This is a genomic window from Flavobacterium johnsoniae UW101 (genome assembly GCF_000016645.1).
GTDB lineage: Bacteria > Bacteroidota > Bacteroidia > Flavobacteriales > Flavobacteriaceae > Flavobacterium > Flavobacterium johnsoniae.
This window is the reverse complement of record NC_009441.1, coordinates 1,961,616-1,978,923: the sequence shown is the minus strand read 5'-3', so window position 1 is coordinate 1,978,923 and position 17,308 is coordinate 1,961,616. Positions and strand designations below refer to the sequence as shown.

Sequence of the window (17,308 nt, the reverse complement as noted above, 5' to 3'; positions counted from 1 at the left end):
TTAATTGTAAATTATAAATTGTTAATGCCTTCTCTTTTCTATTCCTTTTCTTCTGATAATTGTTTTACAACTTCCAGACCTTTAGGAAAAACATCTTTGAAATAATCAACAAATTTTTCGACAGAATCAGTGCGAGCAATCAAATCTGTATATTCGCCATCTGGAATTAATTTGTAGGTTTCCATTGCGCCGCTCCATTTTTTTGTTTCTTCATCAAGAGGCAGTTCTTTAAAATCTTTTATTTCGCCTATATGCTTAAAAGCCATATACTCGTTTGGAGTTTTTGTTTCAATTATACTATACATTCCTTCTCCATTTGGTGACATAAAATGTATTTTATCTCCTTCGTTCCAGCTGCTTATGGTATGAGATCCTTCGCAAAAAACACTTGTCCATTTTTTATATGTTTCATCATCCCATAAAACTTCCCATATTTTTTGAGCGGGAGCTTTAATTCTAATTTTAAATTCTAAAGTTTCCATAATTAAGACAGTTTAGAAAAATCCATAAATAAAACATTCCAACGATGACCATCTAAATCTGCAAAACCAAAACCGTACATCCAGCCTTGGCTTTCTGCTGGCTCAGCAAAAACATTTCCGCCGGCTTCCTGAACTTTTTTTGCCAGTTCGTCTACTTCTTCTCTGCTTTCTGCATCAATAGAAATCAATACCTCTGAACTTAATTTTGTATCCGTAACATCGTTTTGAGAAAAACCTGAAAAAAGAATTTCTTCAAAGAGCATTACTACAAAATGATTTTCGCCAACCACCATGCAGGTCGAGCTTGGTGTATCGTGTTGTTCATTAAACGAGAAACCAATTTTCCAGAAAAAATCTTTTGCTTTTGCCACATTTTTTACGGGCAGATTTAACCAAATTTGTTTTGTCATTGTTTTTTTGTTTTTTGTTAGATAATTATTATTTTTAAAGCATATAGTGAGGTAAGTTTATTAAAGTTAGGGTACTGCTTTCGTGGATTGAATTAATTATTTTCGACGTAACTTTTAAAGTTATCCAGAATTGCCTGCCAGCCTCCACGCTGCATTTCTTCGGGATTTTGAGTTTCCGGGTCGAAGCTTTCTGTAACTTCTACCCCTTCTAAAGTTTCTTTGAAATTAATTTCTACTTTTCTTCCATCAGCCATAACATATTTTATGGTTTTGTTTGGCTCAACAAAAGTATATTCGCCTTCAAAGTCAAAGCTCATACTTCCGTCTTTAGCCGCCATAGTCGATTTGAATTTTCCGCCTTGTTTTATATCATTTTCGGCATAAGGCGTATGCCAGTCTGGAGAAGCAAAACTCCATTTTGTAATATGTTCAGGTAAGGTCCAAAAATCCCAAACTTTGTTTATTGATGCATTGATTGTATTTTGTACTGTTATCATTATCTATTATTTTTAAAATTACACTTCTTTATTATTTTCAACATATTTTTTAAAGTTATCAATCACAGCCTGACACCAATTTTTCTGCATGCTTTCAGAATCATTTTTTGTCGGCTCAAACACTTCTGTAATTTTCACTTTGTCTCCGTAATTTTCAAAAAGAACACTTCCGGTTCTATCGTCCAAAAGCTTATATTCTATTAATTTAAATTTTTCAACTTTTGTATATTCACCTTCAAAATCGAAGCTTTCGCTTTTATCTTTTGCCGCCATTTTATACTTAAACCTGCCGTTTACCTGTAAATCATTTTCTGCATGAGGCGTATGCCATTCATCAAAAGGATAATTCCAGTTTTGTATATGCTCCGGAAGAATCCAGAAATTCCATACTTTATCTATAGGTGCATCAATTGTATTTTGAACTGTGATCATTTTTATTTTTTTTAATTACATCTGTTCAGGAATCTGAGTTTCATCCATATAAAAAACTTCCCAATGATGTCCGTCTAAATCCAAAAAAGTTCTTTGGTACATCCATCCATAATCTTGCTCTCTTTTATAATCAGTTCCGCCGGCTTTAACCGCTTTGTTTATCATTTCATTTACTTGTTCTCTTGAATCTAAAGAAATAGAAATAAGGGCTTCGCTGGTTGTATGAGAATCACAGATTTTCTTATTTGTAAAAGTCTGGTAAAACTCTTCTGCCAAAATCATTAGATTAATATTCTCTCCAATAATTATACAAGCTCCTTTTTTATTTGTAAATTTTGGGTTCGTAGGAAATCCTAATTCATTAAAAAATTTTATTGACTTATTTAGCTCTTTTACAGCTAGATTTAAATACATTTTCGTTTCCATAATATATAAAGTTACAATTTATTTAAAACAAATTTAGAATTTTAAAATGGCCTTTAGGATACAATAAAAGTCAACTTTAGGGGCATTTAAGACAAAATACTTACATTTGTCTACCAATTAATTTTCCTAAAAACCACAAAACCATGAGCAAGAAAGTAGGTTTAATCGTTCCTCACGATTATAAATTATTAAGTATAGCTGCCATTTTAGAAGTTTTTGAAACGGCAAACAAACTAACAAAAGAAACCGAAAAGCCTTTCGAGATTATGATTTTTCAATCGGCTGAGCAAATAAATCAGGAACGTTTATTTGGGTATGAAATCAATTCTATCGAGACATCAAAAAATTTAGATTTAATTCTGATTCCAGCTTTCACGACCGATAATATGAGTGAAATGATTGCCAAGAATAAAAAATTTATTCCTTGGCTGCAAAAACAGCATGAGTCTGGGGCCGAACTGGCAAGTTTTTGTACGGGTGCATTTTTATTTGCTGCTTCAGGATTATTAAATGAAAAACTGGCAACAACACATGTTGACGCCTGCAGTGCTTTTACAAAAGCTTTCCCGATGGTGAAACTAAAACCGGAAGAAACTTTAACAGCAGACGGAAGTCTGTATACCAGTGGCGGCTCAACCTCAACTTTCCATTTACTGATTCTTTTGGTTCAAAAATATTGCGGGAATGAAATTGCAGTACAAATTGCAAAAATTTTCTCTATTGACTTAAATCGTTACAAACAAAGTTATTTCAGCACTTTCAGACCGAATCATTTACACAATGACACCTTAGTTGCCATGTTACAGCAAAAAATTGAAAGCCAGTACCACAGTATCGAAAAACTGGAAGAAATTACGAAAGATATTCCAACCAGCGCCCGAAACATGACACGTCGTTTTAAACAAGTAACGGGAATTCCGCCAATTGAATATCTGCAGAATATAAGAGTCGAAAGCTCAAAAAAATATCTGGAACAAACACAGCTTTCGATTTCAGAAATCATTGAAAAAACCGGTTATAATGATCCTAAAGCATTTAGGAAAGTTTTTTATAAAATGGTTGGTATGAAACCTATTGAGTATAGAGAGAAATTCAGGGTTCAATAATTTTTTAAAACAGTTATTTTATTTTCATTAGAAGAAAAAGATCTTTTGAAAACTTATGATTTAATGATCCACATCAGAACATTTTTATTTGTTTTCAAAAGTTCATCAATTTCTTTCATGCTTTCGTTTGATACAGCAGGACAGCCCCAGCCTTCAGGGGTTCCGTATGGGTAAACCTCATCTTTTGGAACGGCTTCCCATGAATGCAGTACAATAGCTCGTTTTCGGGCATTAGAATTACTTTTTTCTTTTCCTTGCAAAACATAATTGACTTTTATTCCCCACTGGCTTACACCGCGATCTAAAATAACGTATTTACCCAGTGACGAACAATGCGAATCAAATTCGTTACTTATTTTCGGCTTGTCTTTAGAATACGTTCCCCCCCAGGGATTATCGCCGCATCCATGACTTACCATATAAGATTTTGAAATTGTATTCTCTTTAAAATCGTAAACAAAGAATCTTTTATAACCAGAATGCAATCCTAAATCAATGAGAATAAATTTATCTGTATTTAAATTATTTTGCAGAGCGTATCCTTTTGCTTCTGCATAATATTTACCGTAATCAATTTCAATTCTGGGTGTCTGTTCTGCAATTATTTCTGTTTTGTTTTCATTTTTAGAAACTAAAATCTCTTTATTATCTTTTTGGCAGCAAGAGAGAATCAAGGCCATACCAATTACAAAAATCATATTTTTCATGTTTACAATTTACCCAAAATCCAAAACGGAAATCTTACTTTAAAAGTATAAAAAAACCTGTTCAAAAATTGAACAGGTTTAAAAGTGAAATTTTGTCAAAGTTTAAAATTTCGACAAAGTTATTTAGAGATTTTACGAAGCAATTTCCATACGCTTCAATAAGTTTTTACTTAAAGTATGTTCTGCATAATCTTTATCGATTGATAAAATTTTATCATCAGAACTTGGTAATTCATACATCGCATCTGTTAAAATAGCTTCACAAAGCGAACGTAATCCACGGGCTCCTAATTTATATTCTAAAGCTTTATCTACAATAAAATCTAAAGCTTCATCTGTAATAGTAAATTCAACTTCATCCATTAAGAATAACTTCTGATATTGTTTTACTAATGCATTTTTCGGCTGTGTTAAAATCGCACGTAAGGTTTCCTTATCTAAAGGATCCATGTGCGTTAAAACTGGTAAACGGCCAATTATCTCGGGAATTAATCCAAAATCTTTAATGTCTTTTGGAATGATATACTGCAATAAATTGTCTTTATCGATATTGTCTGCATTTTTTGAAGTCGAATATCCAACTGCCTGACGGTTTAAACGTTTTGAAATAATACGTTCTACTCCATCAAATGCTCCTCCTGCAATAAACAGGATATTTTGAGTATTTACTTCAACAAATTTCTGGTCTGGGTGTTTACGTCCTCCTTTTGGCGGTACGTTAACAACTGTTCCTTCTAATAATTTTAACAAAGCTTGCTGAACACCTTCTCCAGAAACGTCACGTGTTATAGACGGATTGTCGCTTTTGCGGGCGATTTTATCTATTTCGTCAATAAATACGATTCCTCTTTCTGCCTTGGTTACATCATAATCTGCAGCTTGTAAAAGTCGGGTTAAAATACTTTCAACATCTTCTCCTACGTAACCTGCTTCTGTAAGTACAGTTGCATCTACAATAGCCAAAGGAACATCTAACATTTTTGCAATAGTTTTTGCAACCAATGTTTTTCCTGTTCCGGTTTGTCCTACCATAATAATGTTACTTTTTTCAATCTCTACTTCGTCGTCTAATTGCTGCTGCATTAAACGTTTGTAGTGATTGTAAACAGCTACTGACATTACTTTTTTTGTCTGATCCTGACCAATAACGTATTGGTCTAGAAAAGCTCTGATTTCTTTTGGCTTTTTTAGAATTAAATCACCTACAAGTTTTGCACTTCCGCTTGATTTTAATTCTTCTAAAACAATTCCGTGTGCCTGCTCAATACACTTATCACAAATGTGTGCATTTATACCGGCAATTAATAAATTAGTTTCTGGCTTTTTTCTTCCACAAAACGAACATTCTAATACTACTTTTGCCATTCTATATTTAGTTACTAAGCTGCAAAGATACTAAGTTTCTAAGCTTTTTGATTTTAAAACTTTAAAACTTAACACCTTTACAGCTTAATATTTATTTTTTGTTTCAATTTTCAAGTTACAGGTTACAAGCTTTTTAGACAACTTGAAACCTGTAACCTGAAAGATTTTAAACCTTAATAAAAATTATCCTCTTCTTAATACTTCGTCGATCATTCCGTATTCTTTTGCTTCATCAGCAATCATCCAGTAATCACGCTCACTATCTTTATGAACTCTTTCGAAAGACTGACCTGAATGTTGTGAAATAATGTGATATAATTCATCTTTCAATTTCAACATTTCACGTAAATTAATTTCCATATCTGTTGCTACACCTTGTGCACCTCCAGACGGCTGGTGAATCATAACTCGTGAATGTGGCAGAGCCGAACGTTTTCCTGCTGCTCCTGCACATAATAAAACTGCTCCCATAGAAGCTGCCATTCCTGTACAAATTGTTGCAACGTCTGGCTTGATGTACTGCATTGTATCATAAATCCCAAGACCTGCATAAACGCTTCCTCCTGGAGAATTTAAATAGATTTGGATATCTTTTGATGCATCGGCACTTTCTAAGAATAATAACTGCGCTTGTACAACATTTGCAATCTGGTCATCGATACCTGTTCCTAAAAAGATAATTCTATCCATCATTAATCTTGAGAAAACGTCTAGAATAGAAACATTTAATTGACGTTCTTCAATAATATTTGGAGTTAAATTCGTCGGCGTCATAGCGCTGATGATTTTGTCATAATACATGGCATTTACTCCGTGGTGCTTTGTAGCAAAATTTTTAAATTCTTTACCGTAGTTCATATTTTTAGTTTAAAGTTGAAAAGTCTAAAGTCAAAGTGACTTAAACGAATTAAACAAAGTTCATACCTTTTTATAAAGGATGCCAATTTGTCTTCTTTTTATCATAGAAGTTTCGTATTTGAAATTTAAGAAATAATAATTCAAAAACAACAAGCTTTTAAAACAAAAAAAAGAGCGTCAAAATATCTTTTGACGCTCAAATATAACCTTTTTTTATCTTTCAGTTTCTGTAATAAAATCTTAAATTTTGACTTTATAACTTTTGACTTTCAGACTTAAATTTATTCTCCGTAAGAAGCAGCAATAAATTCTTCGTAAGTAACCTCTTTAGTTGTTGGGTTAGCTTTTTCTTTGAAGATATCTAACATCTTAGCTGCTACAACCTGCTCAGAAAGTCTTTTCACTTCGTCCTGGTTAGATAAAACTCTAGCCACGATTCCCTGAACTTCTTCATCTGATGGGTTAACTTGTCCAAATTGAGCCATTTGTTGTCTAATTGCGTTTGATGTAAATTCTTTTAAATCATCAAATGTAATTTGGATATTACTTTGAGCTAATGCTTTTCCTTCGATTAATTGGAAACGCAGCCCTTTTTCAGATCTTGCGTATTCAATTTCAGCTTCTTCTGCAGAAAGTTTTTTCTCTCCAACAGTTTGTAACCATTTTTTCAAGAATTCAGCTGGTAAATCAAATTTTGTGTTTTCGATTAAGAAATCCTGAACATCTAATAATAATTTTTGGTCAGCCTGCTGAGCGAATTGTGCTTCAGCATCTTCTTTAATTTTAGCTTTTAAATCTTCTAAAGAAGCAACATTTCCTTCACCAAAAAGTTTATCAAATAATTCCTGGTTTAATTCAGCCGGCTCAGAACCGTTGATAGCTTCGATAGTAAAGTTTACTTCAACATCTAAACCGTGAACACCTTCGTGACCAACTTTTAAGTAATCCATTAATTGGTGATCGTCATCAAATAAACCTTTTGTGCTTACTGTAACAACATCTCCAACTTTTTTACCTACGAATTGTTTTTGAGCTTTTTTACTAAAAGCACCAACTGAAATTGTAGTTGTATTATTGATTCCGTTTGCTTCACTAGAGAAAGTTCCAGTTAAATCTGAATCAGCTTCAGCTTTATCTTGTGGAATTGCTTTTCCAAATTGTTTTTGGATACGCTCAACTTGTCCGTCGATTAATTTATCGTCAGCAGTAACGATATATTTTACGATATTATTTTTAGCTTCAAGATCAATTTCGAAGTTTGGCACTAAACCAATTTCGTATTCAAAAATTAATTCTTCAGCATCCCAGTTAAAGTTTTCGTTTACTTTAGCAAGAGGAGTCCCTAAAAGATTTAATCTTTCAGATTGAATATAACGCTCTAAAGCCAAATCAACTACTTTTTTGATCTCTTCCTGCTTAATAGCTTTTCCGTATTGTTTTTCAACAAGATCTTTAGGCACAGCCCCTTTTCTAAATCCTTTTACTTGCGCTAAAGGCATTTTTTCGTTAATTCTTTTTGCTACTTGACCTTTATAATCCATATGAACAACGTTCATAACAATTGTCTCGTTAACAGCGTCTATTGCTACTCTTTTAATATCCATCTTCGTTCTTTAATTTACGTAATAAAATTGGGTTGCAAAATTATAAAATTTTTGCAACCCAACCAAGTTTTTAATCTATTGTATTTGAAGCAGTTTTAATGGCTCCATTTGTTTTTTAATTATCGTCTCCCAGTATTTTATAAGTTATAGACTGCAGAACAGACAAAATAACACTGAAAATTAATGCCGTCCAAAACGAATCGACTGCAAAACCGCCCACAATATTAGTACACAACAAAATAATTACTGCATTGATAACTAATAAAAATAAGCCCAGTGTAACAAGTGTAACCGGCAGAGTTAAAAGAACTAAAATTGGTTTAATAAAAACATTCAGCAATCCTAAAACTACTGCAACAATTACAGCCGTACCAAAACTAGCAACATGAACTCCTGACAAAAGGTTAGACAATAATAAAACCAAGGCAGCAGTAACAAGGAGTCTAAGTAATAATTTCATAGTTATTCAGGTTTAAAATTTATTTAAAAATAATGATTTTATATTGTTCAATGACCGAAATCTTATTTTTTTTAGTCTCAAATTAAAAATTATTACTCTTTCAAAAATGCTGTTGTCAATTCAAAAAACATTTTTGGATTTTCGGCATGAAGCCAATGCCCTGCATTTGGAATAGTTTCTAATTTAAAATTGGGGAACTGCGTTTTAATAGCATCCAAATCTGAATCCTGAATATAGCCTGAATTTCCTCCTCTTATAAATAAGGTTGATTTATCAAATTTCAGGTTTTCTGCCAAAGGTTTTCCAATAGCATCGAGATTATTATTAAATGCTTCTAAATTGAACCTAAATGCTAATTGCCCGGGTTCTTTCCAATATAAATTTTTCAATAAAAACTGGCGCGTCCCAAAATCAGAAACGTATTGAGATACAATTTCTTCGACATCATTTCTACTAGGTTTTACCGAAAAATCGACCGCATTTAAACCTGCCAAAATATCCTGATGATGCTGTTTATAGAATCTCGGACCAATATCTGCCACGATCAATTTGTCTACAATTTCAGGATGCAGCGCTGCAAAAAGCATAGCCACTTTTCCGCCCATCGAATGTCCCAGAATATCAATTCTGGTTAATTGGTTTGCCTGACAATACTCAAAAACATCCTGAACCATGGCTTCATAACTCCATTCATCTGAATGAAAACTGCGTCCGTGGTTTCTTAAATCTAAAATATGAACCTGAAATCCGGCTTCTACATATTGTCCTGCCAAAGTTTTCCAGTTATCAGACATGCCGAGAAATCCGTGCATGATGATAAAAGGTTTTCCTTCGCCTTCTATTTTTGAGTATAACATTTATTTTGTCTTTAAAATTCTTCTACAAATGTAAAAAACTTATCTATTAAACACTTGTAGAATATATTCTCAAAATATTTTTTATGAAAAAGATTAACAGAAAAAAGTTTACTTTTTTACGTGTTTCCGTAAAGTTTAGAAGATTTTAAAAGCTATCTTGCGCCCCAAAAAACAAAGCCAATAATTTCATTTAATTAAACACAAATCATGATTAAAAAATTCCTTTTAGCATCATTAGTTTTATCGCAGCTTATGGTTTCATGTTCTAGTGACGAAACTACACCAGAAACTGAACCAGAAGTAGTTGTTCCAGAAAAACCAGAACCAGAAAAAACCTTAGAAGAGCAGATTGCTGAGCTTCTAAAAAAACCTTATTCTGAACTAACTCCTGATCAGCAAAAAACAAAATTAGAAGCAGAAGCAAATGAAATGCTTGTTCAATTAGACAAAACAAAGAAATTAAGTGCTCTTGAAACTATTGAAAATCTAACTAATCTGCTTAACGAAAGCCCTGTTGATATTTTTAATGGAAAAAGCAACAATGGTATCGAAGAAGCCTTAACGGTATCAGGTGCTTATGGTGTATACACTTGGAACAGTACTCAAAAAATCTGGGTAAAAACAGCTTCATCTACTGAATTAAAATTTGTTTTTCCTGCTAAAAAAGCACAAACTACCAACAACGCAATTTTTACTGTAAAAAGTACTTCTTCTGATATTAAGTATTTAACTATCGATACTTATGGAGAATGGGCATGGAATTCTGCTGCGGGTAACTATACACAAGTTAAACCAGATCTAAATGACTGGTTCTATTTACCAACATCTGGAGATGCAGTTTTAACTATCGATAATACACAAGCTGCTATTTTTACACTAACAGCAAAATATGCTGACGGTAAACAAGTTCCAACTGATCTTGCTTATAAAGTAACTCTAAATGATGGTTATACTTGGGAAATGAGCAGTACAAAAGCAGTACAAAACACTGCAAAATCAACTCTTACTTACAATGGTAAAAACCTAATTTCATTTACTGGCGGAAGCAGTACTGAAGTTGATAAATTAATTGGCAATGATGAACTTGGCCAGTACAGAGGTAAAGCAAATGGTTTAGTTACATTATTGGATAATTTTGTTATCATAGCTGACATGAATCTTGCACAAGATGCTGCTGACCGTATAGCATTAGAAAAAAGTCTGCCTCATCCTGCTTATAGTTCTAACACACATGTTTCTGACATGAGTACTTACAACAAAAAGTTAGCAGAAGGCAAAGTTGCTCATTTCAATAAGAATATAAAATTAATCTTAGTTTCTAAAAAAGATGGGACTAAAATCGCCGATATTGTACAGCATGCAGAAAAAGAAGATAATAGCTATTATTCTGAAATCGACTATTACAATGCTGTGAATTATTTAAGATTCAACGATAAAACTGAAGTAGAAATGGGTGTTTATTTCTCAAAAGGATTTGACACTTTCTATACTAAGTTTAATGATTTTGCTGCAAGTTTTCAAAAGTAATATATCTTTAAAATAAAAAACAAAGCCGATTTGAGTTATTCAGATCGGCTTATTTTTTAGCAGGTGTTTTTACAATTATGGTGCTTTGCCCATATCCTGCCCAAATGCCAATTCCTCCTTTTATATTCGATTTCAAACTTGTGTTTGATGGATAAATAGGATTTTTGCTGTTTACGATTTCGTTTTGCCAGCTGTTCCAGAAATCTAACGCTTCTTTTGTCTGCGTTCGTAGTTTTACATGAATAACACTTCCATCATTAAAATAAGGTTTGAGTTGTGTTTCTGGAAATAATATTACTCCCCTGTTAATTTTTAATGCAACCGAAGGACTTTCAAAATTCTTATCATCCAGATTACCATAAAATGAAGGGACAAAAATGGGCTCTTCCCCTTCAATTTTTGTTGCTATCTGATAGTAGTTTTTTTCATTAAGAGGATCATCAAATTTTACAAAAATATAACCTGTAGTATCCGCAGGTTTTTCTTTTACATATTCAGCACTAATAAGAGGCACCGATTTTGGAATTGTAGTAACTGCTTCTACTACGCGGTTCAAATATTCAATTTTAATAGAATACTCTTTTCCAGCTTCGCCTTTTAATGTATTTCCAAAATAAACAAATGGCGGAATTCTGTTTTTATCATTTTTTACTCTTAAAACTTCTGAATTCTGACCGTCAGAAATTGTGATTTTTGCAGACCTGATAACGTGCTGCAAAACATTTGTGGTATCTACAACATCTCTAACCGGAATACTGCTCGACAGTAAAACATTAGCAAAATCACCTTCTTCAATCCATCCTTCAACCACTATTTTAGATTCTTTGCTTTTTTGAACGCTTACATCATCATTAGAACAACTCAAGAGCAAAAAAGAAAAAAATAAAATGATATACTTTTTCATAATTTAAAATTTAAATCGCCAGCTTATTGAAGGCAAAATTCGATATAAAACCTTTTTATCCTGTGTAACTAATATTTCATTTTTATTATCAGTAGTTCTAACATTTAAAACCACATAAATAGGATTTGATATATTGAAAGTATTGTAAATAGAGAAATTTAATGCGCTTTCTTTTTTTGCTGTTTTTATAAAATAATAATTGGCAGAGATGTCTGTTCTAATATAATTTGGCATTTGAGCATTATTATATCCTGAATATTCTTTCACCGGATTATTGTTTATAAAATACCAGGAAGTCGGCATTGTAAATCGATTTCCGGAACCAAATATCTGGGTAACTCCAAAATTCCACTTTGCGTTTAAATCGTACATTCCCACTACAGAAAGACTATGCCTTCTGTCATACTTTGCAAAATATGTTTTTCCGTTATTTAATTCATCAAAATTTCGTTCAGACCAGCTTAAGGTATAACTAAGCCAGCCCGTAAATTTTCCGTTGCTTTTTTTGAGCATCATTTCAAATCCATACGCTTTCCCTTCGCCCACATACAAATCATTTTTTAAAGTTGTAGTTTCATTAAACTGCGTTATTCCATAAGGGTATTCGAGCAGATTTTTCATCGAACGGTAAAATCCTCCAAAAGAAGAAGAAAAATTTCTGGTAATATTTTGGTTTGATCCAATTGAAAATTCATTTGAAGACTGCGGCTTAATACCATCCGAACTTGCAATCCAAAAATCAGTCGGGATACCTACGCTTGAAGTTGTAATTAAACTCAAATATTGATACTGTCTGTTGTAAGAAGCATAAAACGAATATTTTTCATTTGCATAATAATTCAATACCGCTCTCGGCTGAAAATGCAGATACGAATTTGCTCCAGAAGTGTAATAATTAATTCGAAGACCTAAATCTGCGGTTACATTCTCAAACAATTTGGGTTTTGCGTTTGCAAAAATTGCTGCTTCATTGGCATTAATCACACTTTGTGAATTATTATCAATCGTTGTCAGGTTTTCTACATTTACTTTTTGAGGCTGTAAATTGTGATAAACATATTGCAATCCTGATTCAAATGGAATATTATGAATCGAAAATCGAACTGCATTTGCAAACCCAAAATCCTTTACATAAGAAGAAACCCCAAAATGAATCGCTGCCTGTTCCATATCTAAATCATTAGAATAATGACTAAAATAAACAGAATTAGACATGCTTACTTTAGGAGAAAATATCGTCGTTAAAGATGGCGATACTGTAAAGTTATTCCATTTTAAATTGGTTTGAAGTGCCAGATCTCCATCTTTAACTTTCAATTTATCTCCACTATAAAAGGCATCAAATGAAAATAAATTCTTTGTAGAAATTTGAGATAAAAAAGTAAAGTTTGCATCCGAAAAACCATATTTCATATCCTGAACATCGTTTTCTGAATCTGATTTTAATAACGGCCCCACAACTTCATCAATATACGTTTTTCTGCCAGAAATATAGAAACCGTTTTTATCGTTAATCGGAACTGCTAATGTTAATTGCGAAGCCAAAATTCCGGCATTTCCCTGAATTGAGAATTCAGAAGGTATTTTTTTATTGGTATTTAAAAGCGTTGTAGAACTCAAACGTCCGCCGTATTTTGCATTTGAGCTTGATTTATCAAATTCTATATCTTTAATATGATCTGTATTGTAGAAAGGAAATATTCCCAGTAAATGCGACATTCCATAAATTGGCGTTTCATTATACAAAATCGCGTTGTGTCCGGGATCGCCGCCCCTAACGTATAAATAACCATTTGCATCGCCTGAATTTTGCACTCCGGGCGTTAGCTGTAAAAGTTTTATAACATCTGTTGTTCCTAAAAGCGTTGGAACGGAGTTTAGGTCTTTTAGATTAAAAGAAAGTTTTCCGCCTGACAAGGTTTTAATTCCGTTTTTCTTATCATTTGAAATAATTACTTCTTTTAACTGAGCAATATCTTTTTCTAAAATAATAGAAAACATGGTGTCCTTTTGAACACTGCAGTAAATTGTTTTTGAAGTAAAACCTAACTGATTAATCGTTAAAGCCATATCCCCTGCAGGAATACTTTCAAAAAAGTTACCTAAAGTGTCGGTAACTGCATGTTTTTGTTTTTGATTTATTTCAAATAAAACATGGACACCTGCAAGAGTCTGGTTGTCAGAAGATTTTACATTTCCTGTGATCTTTATATTTGACTGCGCAAAAATGTTTGAAAAACAGAATAAAAAAAAGAGTATAACAGATTTTGACACGTAAATTTTAATAAGAAAAGTGCGAAAGTAAACAATTATAACCCAAATACATCAGGTTATAATTGTTTAGTTTTAATCTTATTTCAATTTCTTCAAATACATATTAACCACATTATCCAAACCTAGGTAAAGTGCCTCAGAAATCAATGCGTGTCCAATAGAAACTTCTAATAATCCCGGAATGTTCTGCTTAAAGAACTGAATATTATCTAAACTTAAATCGTGGCCGGCATTAATTCCTAAACCTAATTCGTTTGCCAATTCAGCTGCTTTTACATACGGGTCGATTCCGTTTTTATTTCCCAAATCATATTGATGTGCAAAAGCTTCGGTATACAATTCAATTCGGTCTGTACCTGTTTTTTTTGCACCTTCGATCATTTCTAAAACAGGATCAACAAAAATCGATGTTCTGATTCCGTTTCTTTGAAATTCCTGAATTACTTCTTTTAAATACTCTTGGTTTTTAATAGTATCCCAGCCGGCAGAAGATGTAATAGCACCAATTGCATCCGGAACAAGAGTAACCTGATCCGGTTTACATTCTAAAACCAAATCAATAAAATTATGCTGCGGATTTCCTTCAATATTATATTCTGTAGTAACAATTGCTTTTAAATCGCGTGCATCCTGATAACGAATATGACGCTCATCCGGACGCGGGTGAATCGTAATTCCCTGCCCTCCAAAACGCTGAATATCGGCAGCAACCTTTAATAAATCTGGAACATTTCCGCCTCGAGCATTTCTCAGCGTTGCAATTTTATTGATATTAACACTTAACTTTGTCATATAAATAGATAATTAATTCAAGTAACACTATATTTGTTACGACAAAAATACAAAGTAAAACGCAGCAGTTTTTGGTATTTTTTGATTATTTTGCATCAAATATCTTCGATTGATTTATGACAGAAATTACAAACTATATCACAAACGATTTCAGAGCGATTGATAGTCAGGAAACGATAGCCTCGGTTCAGGATTTTTTTATTGATGTAAATTTTTCTCATTTTCCGGTTTTAGAAGATGGGATTTTTATTGGAAGCATCTCTTCTGACGATGTCGAAACTTTTGACACAGATAAAAAAGCAATTGACTATAAATATACTTTAGAACGTTTTTTTGCCAGAAAATCAATGATCTGGCTTGATGTTCTGGAAGTTTTCGCTAAAAACCACACTAACATACTTCCTATTCTAGATGAAAACAATAACTATATAGGTTATTATGAGATAGAGGATATTATGAAATTTTTTCAGGAAACTCCATTTTTAAAAGAACAAGGCGGTATTATTATTGTTCAAAAGGGACTTTTAGATTACTCTATGAGTGAGGTAACGCAGATTGTAGAAAGCAATAATGGTAAAATTCTGGGCTGTTTTATTTCTGAAGCTGATGTTGAAAATGTTCAGATCACGATAAAAATAGGCTTAGGCGCTATAAATGAAATTATTCAAACTTATAGACGATATGGTTATGAAATTATTTCTGAACATCAGGAAGACAACTATATTAACAGCTTAAAAGAACGCTCTGATTATTTAGACAAGTACCTTAATATTTAAATTAGAAAATTTGTCAATGAGAAAATTATTTCACTTAATGAAATTATCAAATTGACACATGTTCTCATTATCTAATTAGAAAGAATGAAAATAGCCATTTACGGACAATATTACCAAAACAGTACAGAACCTATTATAAAAGACATTTTCGCGTTTTTCAATTCCAATAATGTGGAAATGGTGATCGAAGAAAATTTCCTTAATATGCTCTACGAAAAGCAGCTTGTAAAAAAGGATTACAAAACTTTTCCTTCGAACTCTGCTTTAGACAACAGTTTTGAAATGCTTATAAGTATTGGCGGCGACGGAACTATTTTAAGAGCCGCAGCTTTTGTTCGTAATTCAGGTGTTCCGTTGTTAGGAATAAATGCCGGCCGATTGGGTTTTCTTGCAAAGGTTCAAAAAGAAAACATTGATATTTTACTGCAGTATGTTATTAACCAAAATTATACAACTTCAGAGAGAACTTTATTGGGCTTAACATGCGAACCTTTTAATGAGGCTTTTAAAGAGCTTAATTTTGCCATGAACGAAGTTACGGTGAGCAGAAAAGACACAACCTCGATGATAACGGTAGAAACTTATTTAAACAATGAATATCTAAACTCGTATTGGGCAGATGGTTTAATTATTTCTACACCTACAGGTTCAACAGGATATTCATTAAGCTGCGGCGGACCTATCTTGACACCAGATGTAAAAAGTTTAGTAATTACGCCAATTGCACCACATAATTTAACCGCCAGACCACTTGTAATTCCAGACGATACCGAAATTACACTTCGCGTAACAGGCCGTGAAGACCAATATTTAGTTTCTCTGGATTCAAGAATTTCTTCAGTACAAAACGAATCTGTTCTTAAAATCAAAAAAACCGATTATAAAATCAAAATGGTTGAAATACCAGGCGAAACTTTCTTAAAAACATTAAGAAACAAATTGCTCTGGGGAGAAGACAAGAGAAATTAAACTCTTTTCTCGTTCCAACTATACGATATTACTATATTTTCTCGTTCTGCATGTAGAGAATCATCATTAAATGTCTCAAAATCATATCGTAAATTGAAAAAAAAACACATTTAACTAAAGGAACGTTGATTCGTATCGATAATTATTATATTTGCACGCAATTCTGAATTAAATGAAGAAAATTTTTAATTTATTGTTATGTTTTTTCCCTTTTATAACACTGCAGGCTCAAATAAACGAGCTTGGTGTTTTTATTGGCGGAAGCAACTTTGTTGGTGACGTAGGAAGTACAACTTACATTAACCCTGATAAGCCGGCTATTGGTATTTTATATAAATGGAATAGAAGCCCAAGACATTCTTATCGTTTTTCTTATACACAATCTACGATTGCAGCAAACGACTTTGACTCTGATGAAACAGGCAGAAACAAAAGAGGTTATCGTTTTAAGAACAATGTAAAAGAATTTTCAGCTGGTTTAGAATTCAATTTTTTCGATTTTAATCTGCACGATTACCATACAAAAGTTACTCCTTATATATATTCGGGTTTAAGCTTTTTTCTATATGACGGGTTGTATCGATATTCATCAAACCCTAATAACATACAAAGTGTTAACTCAAACTCATTTGCCATACCTATGATTTTGGGTATAAAATCAAATGTAACACCGCATTTTGTTATAGGAGCCGAAGTTGGGGCTAGATATACTTTTACAGATAATATCGATGGAAGTAATCCTAATACCAGCAACGCAAACATTCTAAAATTTGGAAATTTAAATAATAATGACTGGTATGTCTTTTCGGGTATTACTCTAACATATACCTTTGGACAAAAACCTTGCTACTGCGCAGAATAA

Annotated in this window: 19 protein-coding genes; 5 read left to right on the top strand and 14 right to left on the bottom strand. The window is 32.7% G+C overall.

The genetic code is table 11. The features are described from left to right. Positions 1 to 38 precede the first annotated feature (38 nt). The 5 genes from FJOH_RS08860 to FJOH_RS08840 form a co-directional block, all read right to left on the bottom strand. Positions 39 to 482, bottom strand: a complete 444-nt coding sequence (locus FJOH_RS08860; protein WP_012023786.1) for an SRPBCC family protein — start codon at positions 480 to 482, stop codon at positions 39 to 41. A gap of 2 nt (positions 483 to 484) precedes the next feature. Continuing rightward, positions 485 to 892: a VOC family protein gene (locus tag FJOH_RS08855; protein ID WP_012023785.1), complete on the bottom strand. Its 408-nt coding sequence runs from the start codon at positions 890 to 892 to the stop codon at positions 485 to 487. A 92-nt stretch (positions 893 to 984) separates the two neighbouring features. Next, positions 985 to 1,389, bottom strand: a complete 405-nt coding sequence (locus FJOH_RS08850) for an SRPBCC family protein (RefSeq protein ID WP_012023784.1) — start codon at positions 1,387 to 1,389, stop codon at positions 985 to 987. A gap of 18 nt (positions 1,390 to 1,407) precedes the next feature. Continuing rightward, positions 1,408 to 1,821, bottom strand: coding sequence for an SRPBCC family protein (locus tag FJOH_RS08845; protein ID WP_012023783.1), 414 nt, complete (start codon positions 1,819 to 1,821; stop codon positions 1,408 to 1,410). Between the two features lie 15 nt (positions 1,822 to 1,836). Continuing rightward, entirely contained in the window at positions 1,837 to 2,247 is a 411-nt protein-coding gene (locus tag FJOH_RS08840) for a VOC family protein (protein ID WP_012023782.1), read from the bottom strand. Between the two features lie 143 nt (positions 2,248 to 2,390). On the opposite strand from FJOH_RS08840, the gene FJOH_RS08835 reads away from it, so the two are divergent. Further along, entirely contained in the window at positions 2,391 to 3,353 is a 963-nt protein-coding gene (locus tag FJOH_RS08835; protein WP_012023781.1) for a GlxA family transcriptional regulator, read from the top strand. 53 nt (positions 3,354 to 3,406) lie between these two features. Here the strand turns inward: FJOH_RS08835 and FJOH_RS08830 are convergent, their stop codons facing one another. The 6 genes from FJOH_RS08830 to FJOH_RS08805 form a co-directional block, all read right to left on the bottom strand. After that, positions 3,407 to 4,060, bottom strand: coding sequence for a murein L,D-transpeptidase catalytic domain-containing protein (locus FJOH_RS08830; RefSeq protein ID WP_012023780.1), 654 nt, complete (start codon positions 4,058 to 4,060; stop codon positions 3,407 to 3,409). Positions 4,061 to 4,192: 132 nt separating this feature from the next. Next, positions 4,193 to 5,425: an ATP-dependent Clp protease ATP-binding subunit ClpX gene (clpX, locus tag FJOH_RS08825; RefSeq protein WP_012023779.1), complete on the bottom strand. Its 1,233-nt coding sequence runs from the start codon at positions 5,423 to 5,425 to the stop codon at positions 4,193 to 4,195. Positions 5,426 to 5,608: 183 nt separating this feature from the next. After that, on the bottom strand, positions 5,609 to 6,283 hold the full coding sequence (clpP, locus tag FJOH_RS08820; protein ID WP_012023778.1) for an ATP-dependent Clp endopeptidase proteolytic subunit ClpP: 675 nt from the start codon (positions 6,281 to 6,283) through the stop codon (positions 5,609 to 5,611). Positions 6,284 to 6,564: 281 nt separating this feature from the next. Further along, complete coding sequence (locus FJOH_RS08815) at positions 6,565 to 7,887, bottom strand: trigger factor (protein WP_012023777.1); 1,323 nt, start codon at positions 7,885 to 7,887, stop codon at positions 6,565 to 6,567. A 115-nt stretch (positions 7,888 to 8,002) separates the two neighbouring features. Beyond that, the gene (locus FJOH_RS08810; protein WP_012023776.1) at positions 8,003 to 8,347 is read right to left on the bottom strand and encodes a phage holin family protein; all 345 of its coding nucleotides are present in this window, start codon (positions 8,345 to 8,347) and stop codon (positions 8,003 to 8,005) included. A 92-nt stretch (positions 8,348 to 8,439) separates the two neighbouring features. Then, positions 8,440 to 9,204 carry an alpha/beta fold hydrolase gene (locus tag FJOH_RS08805; protein WP_012023775.1) on the bottom strand — a complete coding sequence of 255 codons (765 nt, stop codon included), beginning with the start codon at positions 9,202 to 9,204 and terminating at the stop codon, positions 8,440 to 8,442. 207 nt (positions 9,205 to 9,411) lie between these two features. On the opposite strand from FJOH_RS08805, the gene FJOH_RS08800 reads away from it, so the two are divergent. Further along, positions 9,412 to 10,731, top strand: coding sequence for a hypothetical protein (locus FJOH_RS08800; RefSeq protein WP_012023774.1), 1,320 nt, complete (start codon positions 9,412 to 9,414; stop codon positions 10,729 to 10,731). Between the two features lie 49 nt (positions 10,732 to 10,780). Here FJOH_RS08800 and FJOH_RS08795 read toward each other — a convergent pair whose 3' ends face one another. From FJOH_RS08795 to FJOH_RS08785, 3 genes are all read right to left on the bottom strand, one after another. Then, positions 10,781 to 11,635 (bottom strand): DUF4249 domain-containing protein, encoded by an 855-nt coding sequence (locus FJOH_RS08795; RefSeq protein ID WP_012023773.1) that lies wholly within the window; start codon positions 11,633 to 11,635, stop codon positions 10,781 to 10,783. A gap of 3 nt (positions 11,636 to 11,638) precedes the next feature. Then, positions 11,639 to 13,909 carry a TonB-dependent receptor gene (locus FJOH_RS08790; RefSeq protein WP_012023772.1) on the bottom strand — a complete coding sequence of 757 codons (2,271 nt, stop codon included), beginning with the start codon at positions 13,907 to 13,909 and terminating at the stop codon, positions 11,639 to 11,641. 78 nt (positions 13,910 to 13,987) lie between these two features. After that, the gene (locus tag FJOH_RS08785) at positions 13,988 to 14,701 is read right to left on the bottom strand and encodes a pyridoxine 5'-phosphate synthase (RefSeq protein WP_012023771.1); all 714 of its coding nucleotides are present in this window, start codon (positions 14,699 to 14,701) and stop codon (positions 13,988 to 13,990) included. 116 nt (positions 14,702 to 14,817) lie between these two features. On the opposite strand from FJOH_RS08785, the gene FJOH_RS08780 reads away from it, so the two are divergent. The 3 genes from FJOH_RS08780 (at position 14,818) to porG (ending at position 17,308) form a co-directional block, all read left to right on the top strand. After that, positions 14,818 to 15,477, top strand: coding sequence for a CBS domain-containing protein (locus FJOH_RS08780; protein WP_012023770.1), 660 nt, complete (start codon positions 14,818 to 14,820; stop codon positions 15,475 to 15,477). A gap of 84 nt (positions 15,478 to 15,561) precedes the next feature. Beyond that, positions 15,562 to 16,446 carry an NAD kinase gene (locus FJOH_RS08775; RefSeq protein ID WP_012023769.1) on the top strand — a complete coding sequence of 295 codons (885 nt, stop codon included), beginning with the start codon at positions 15,562 to 15,564 and terminating at the stop codon, positions 16,444 to 16,446. A gap of 172 nt (positions 16,447 to 16,618) precedes the next feature. Further along, positions 16,619 to 17,308, top strand: a complete 690-nt coding sequence (porG, locus tag FJOH_RS08770) for a type IX secretion system protein PorG (protein WP_012023768.1) — start codon at positions 16,619 to 16,621, stop codon at positions 17,306 to 17,308.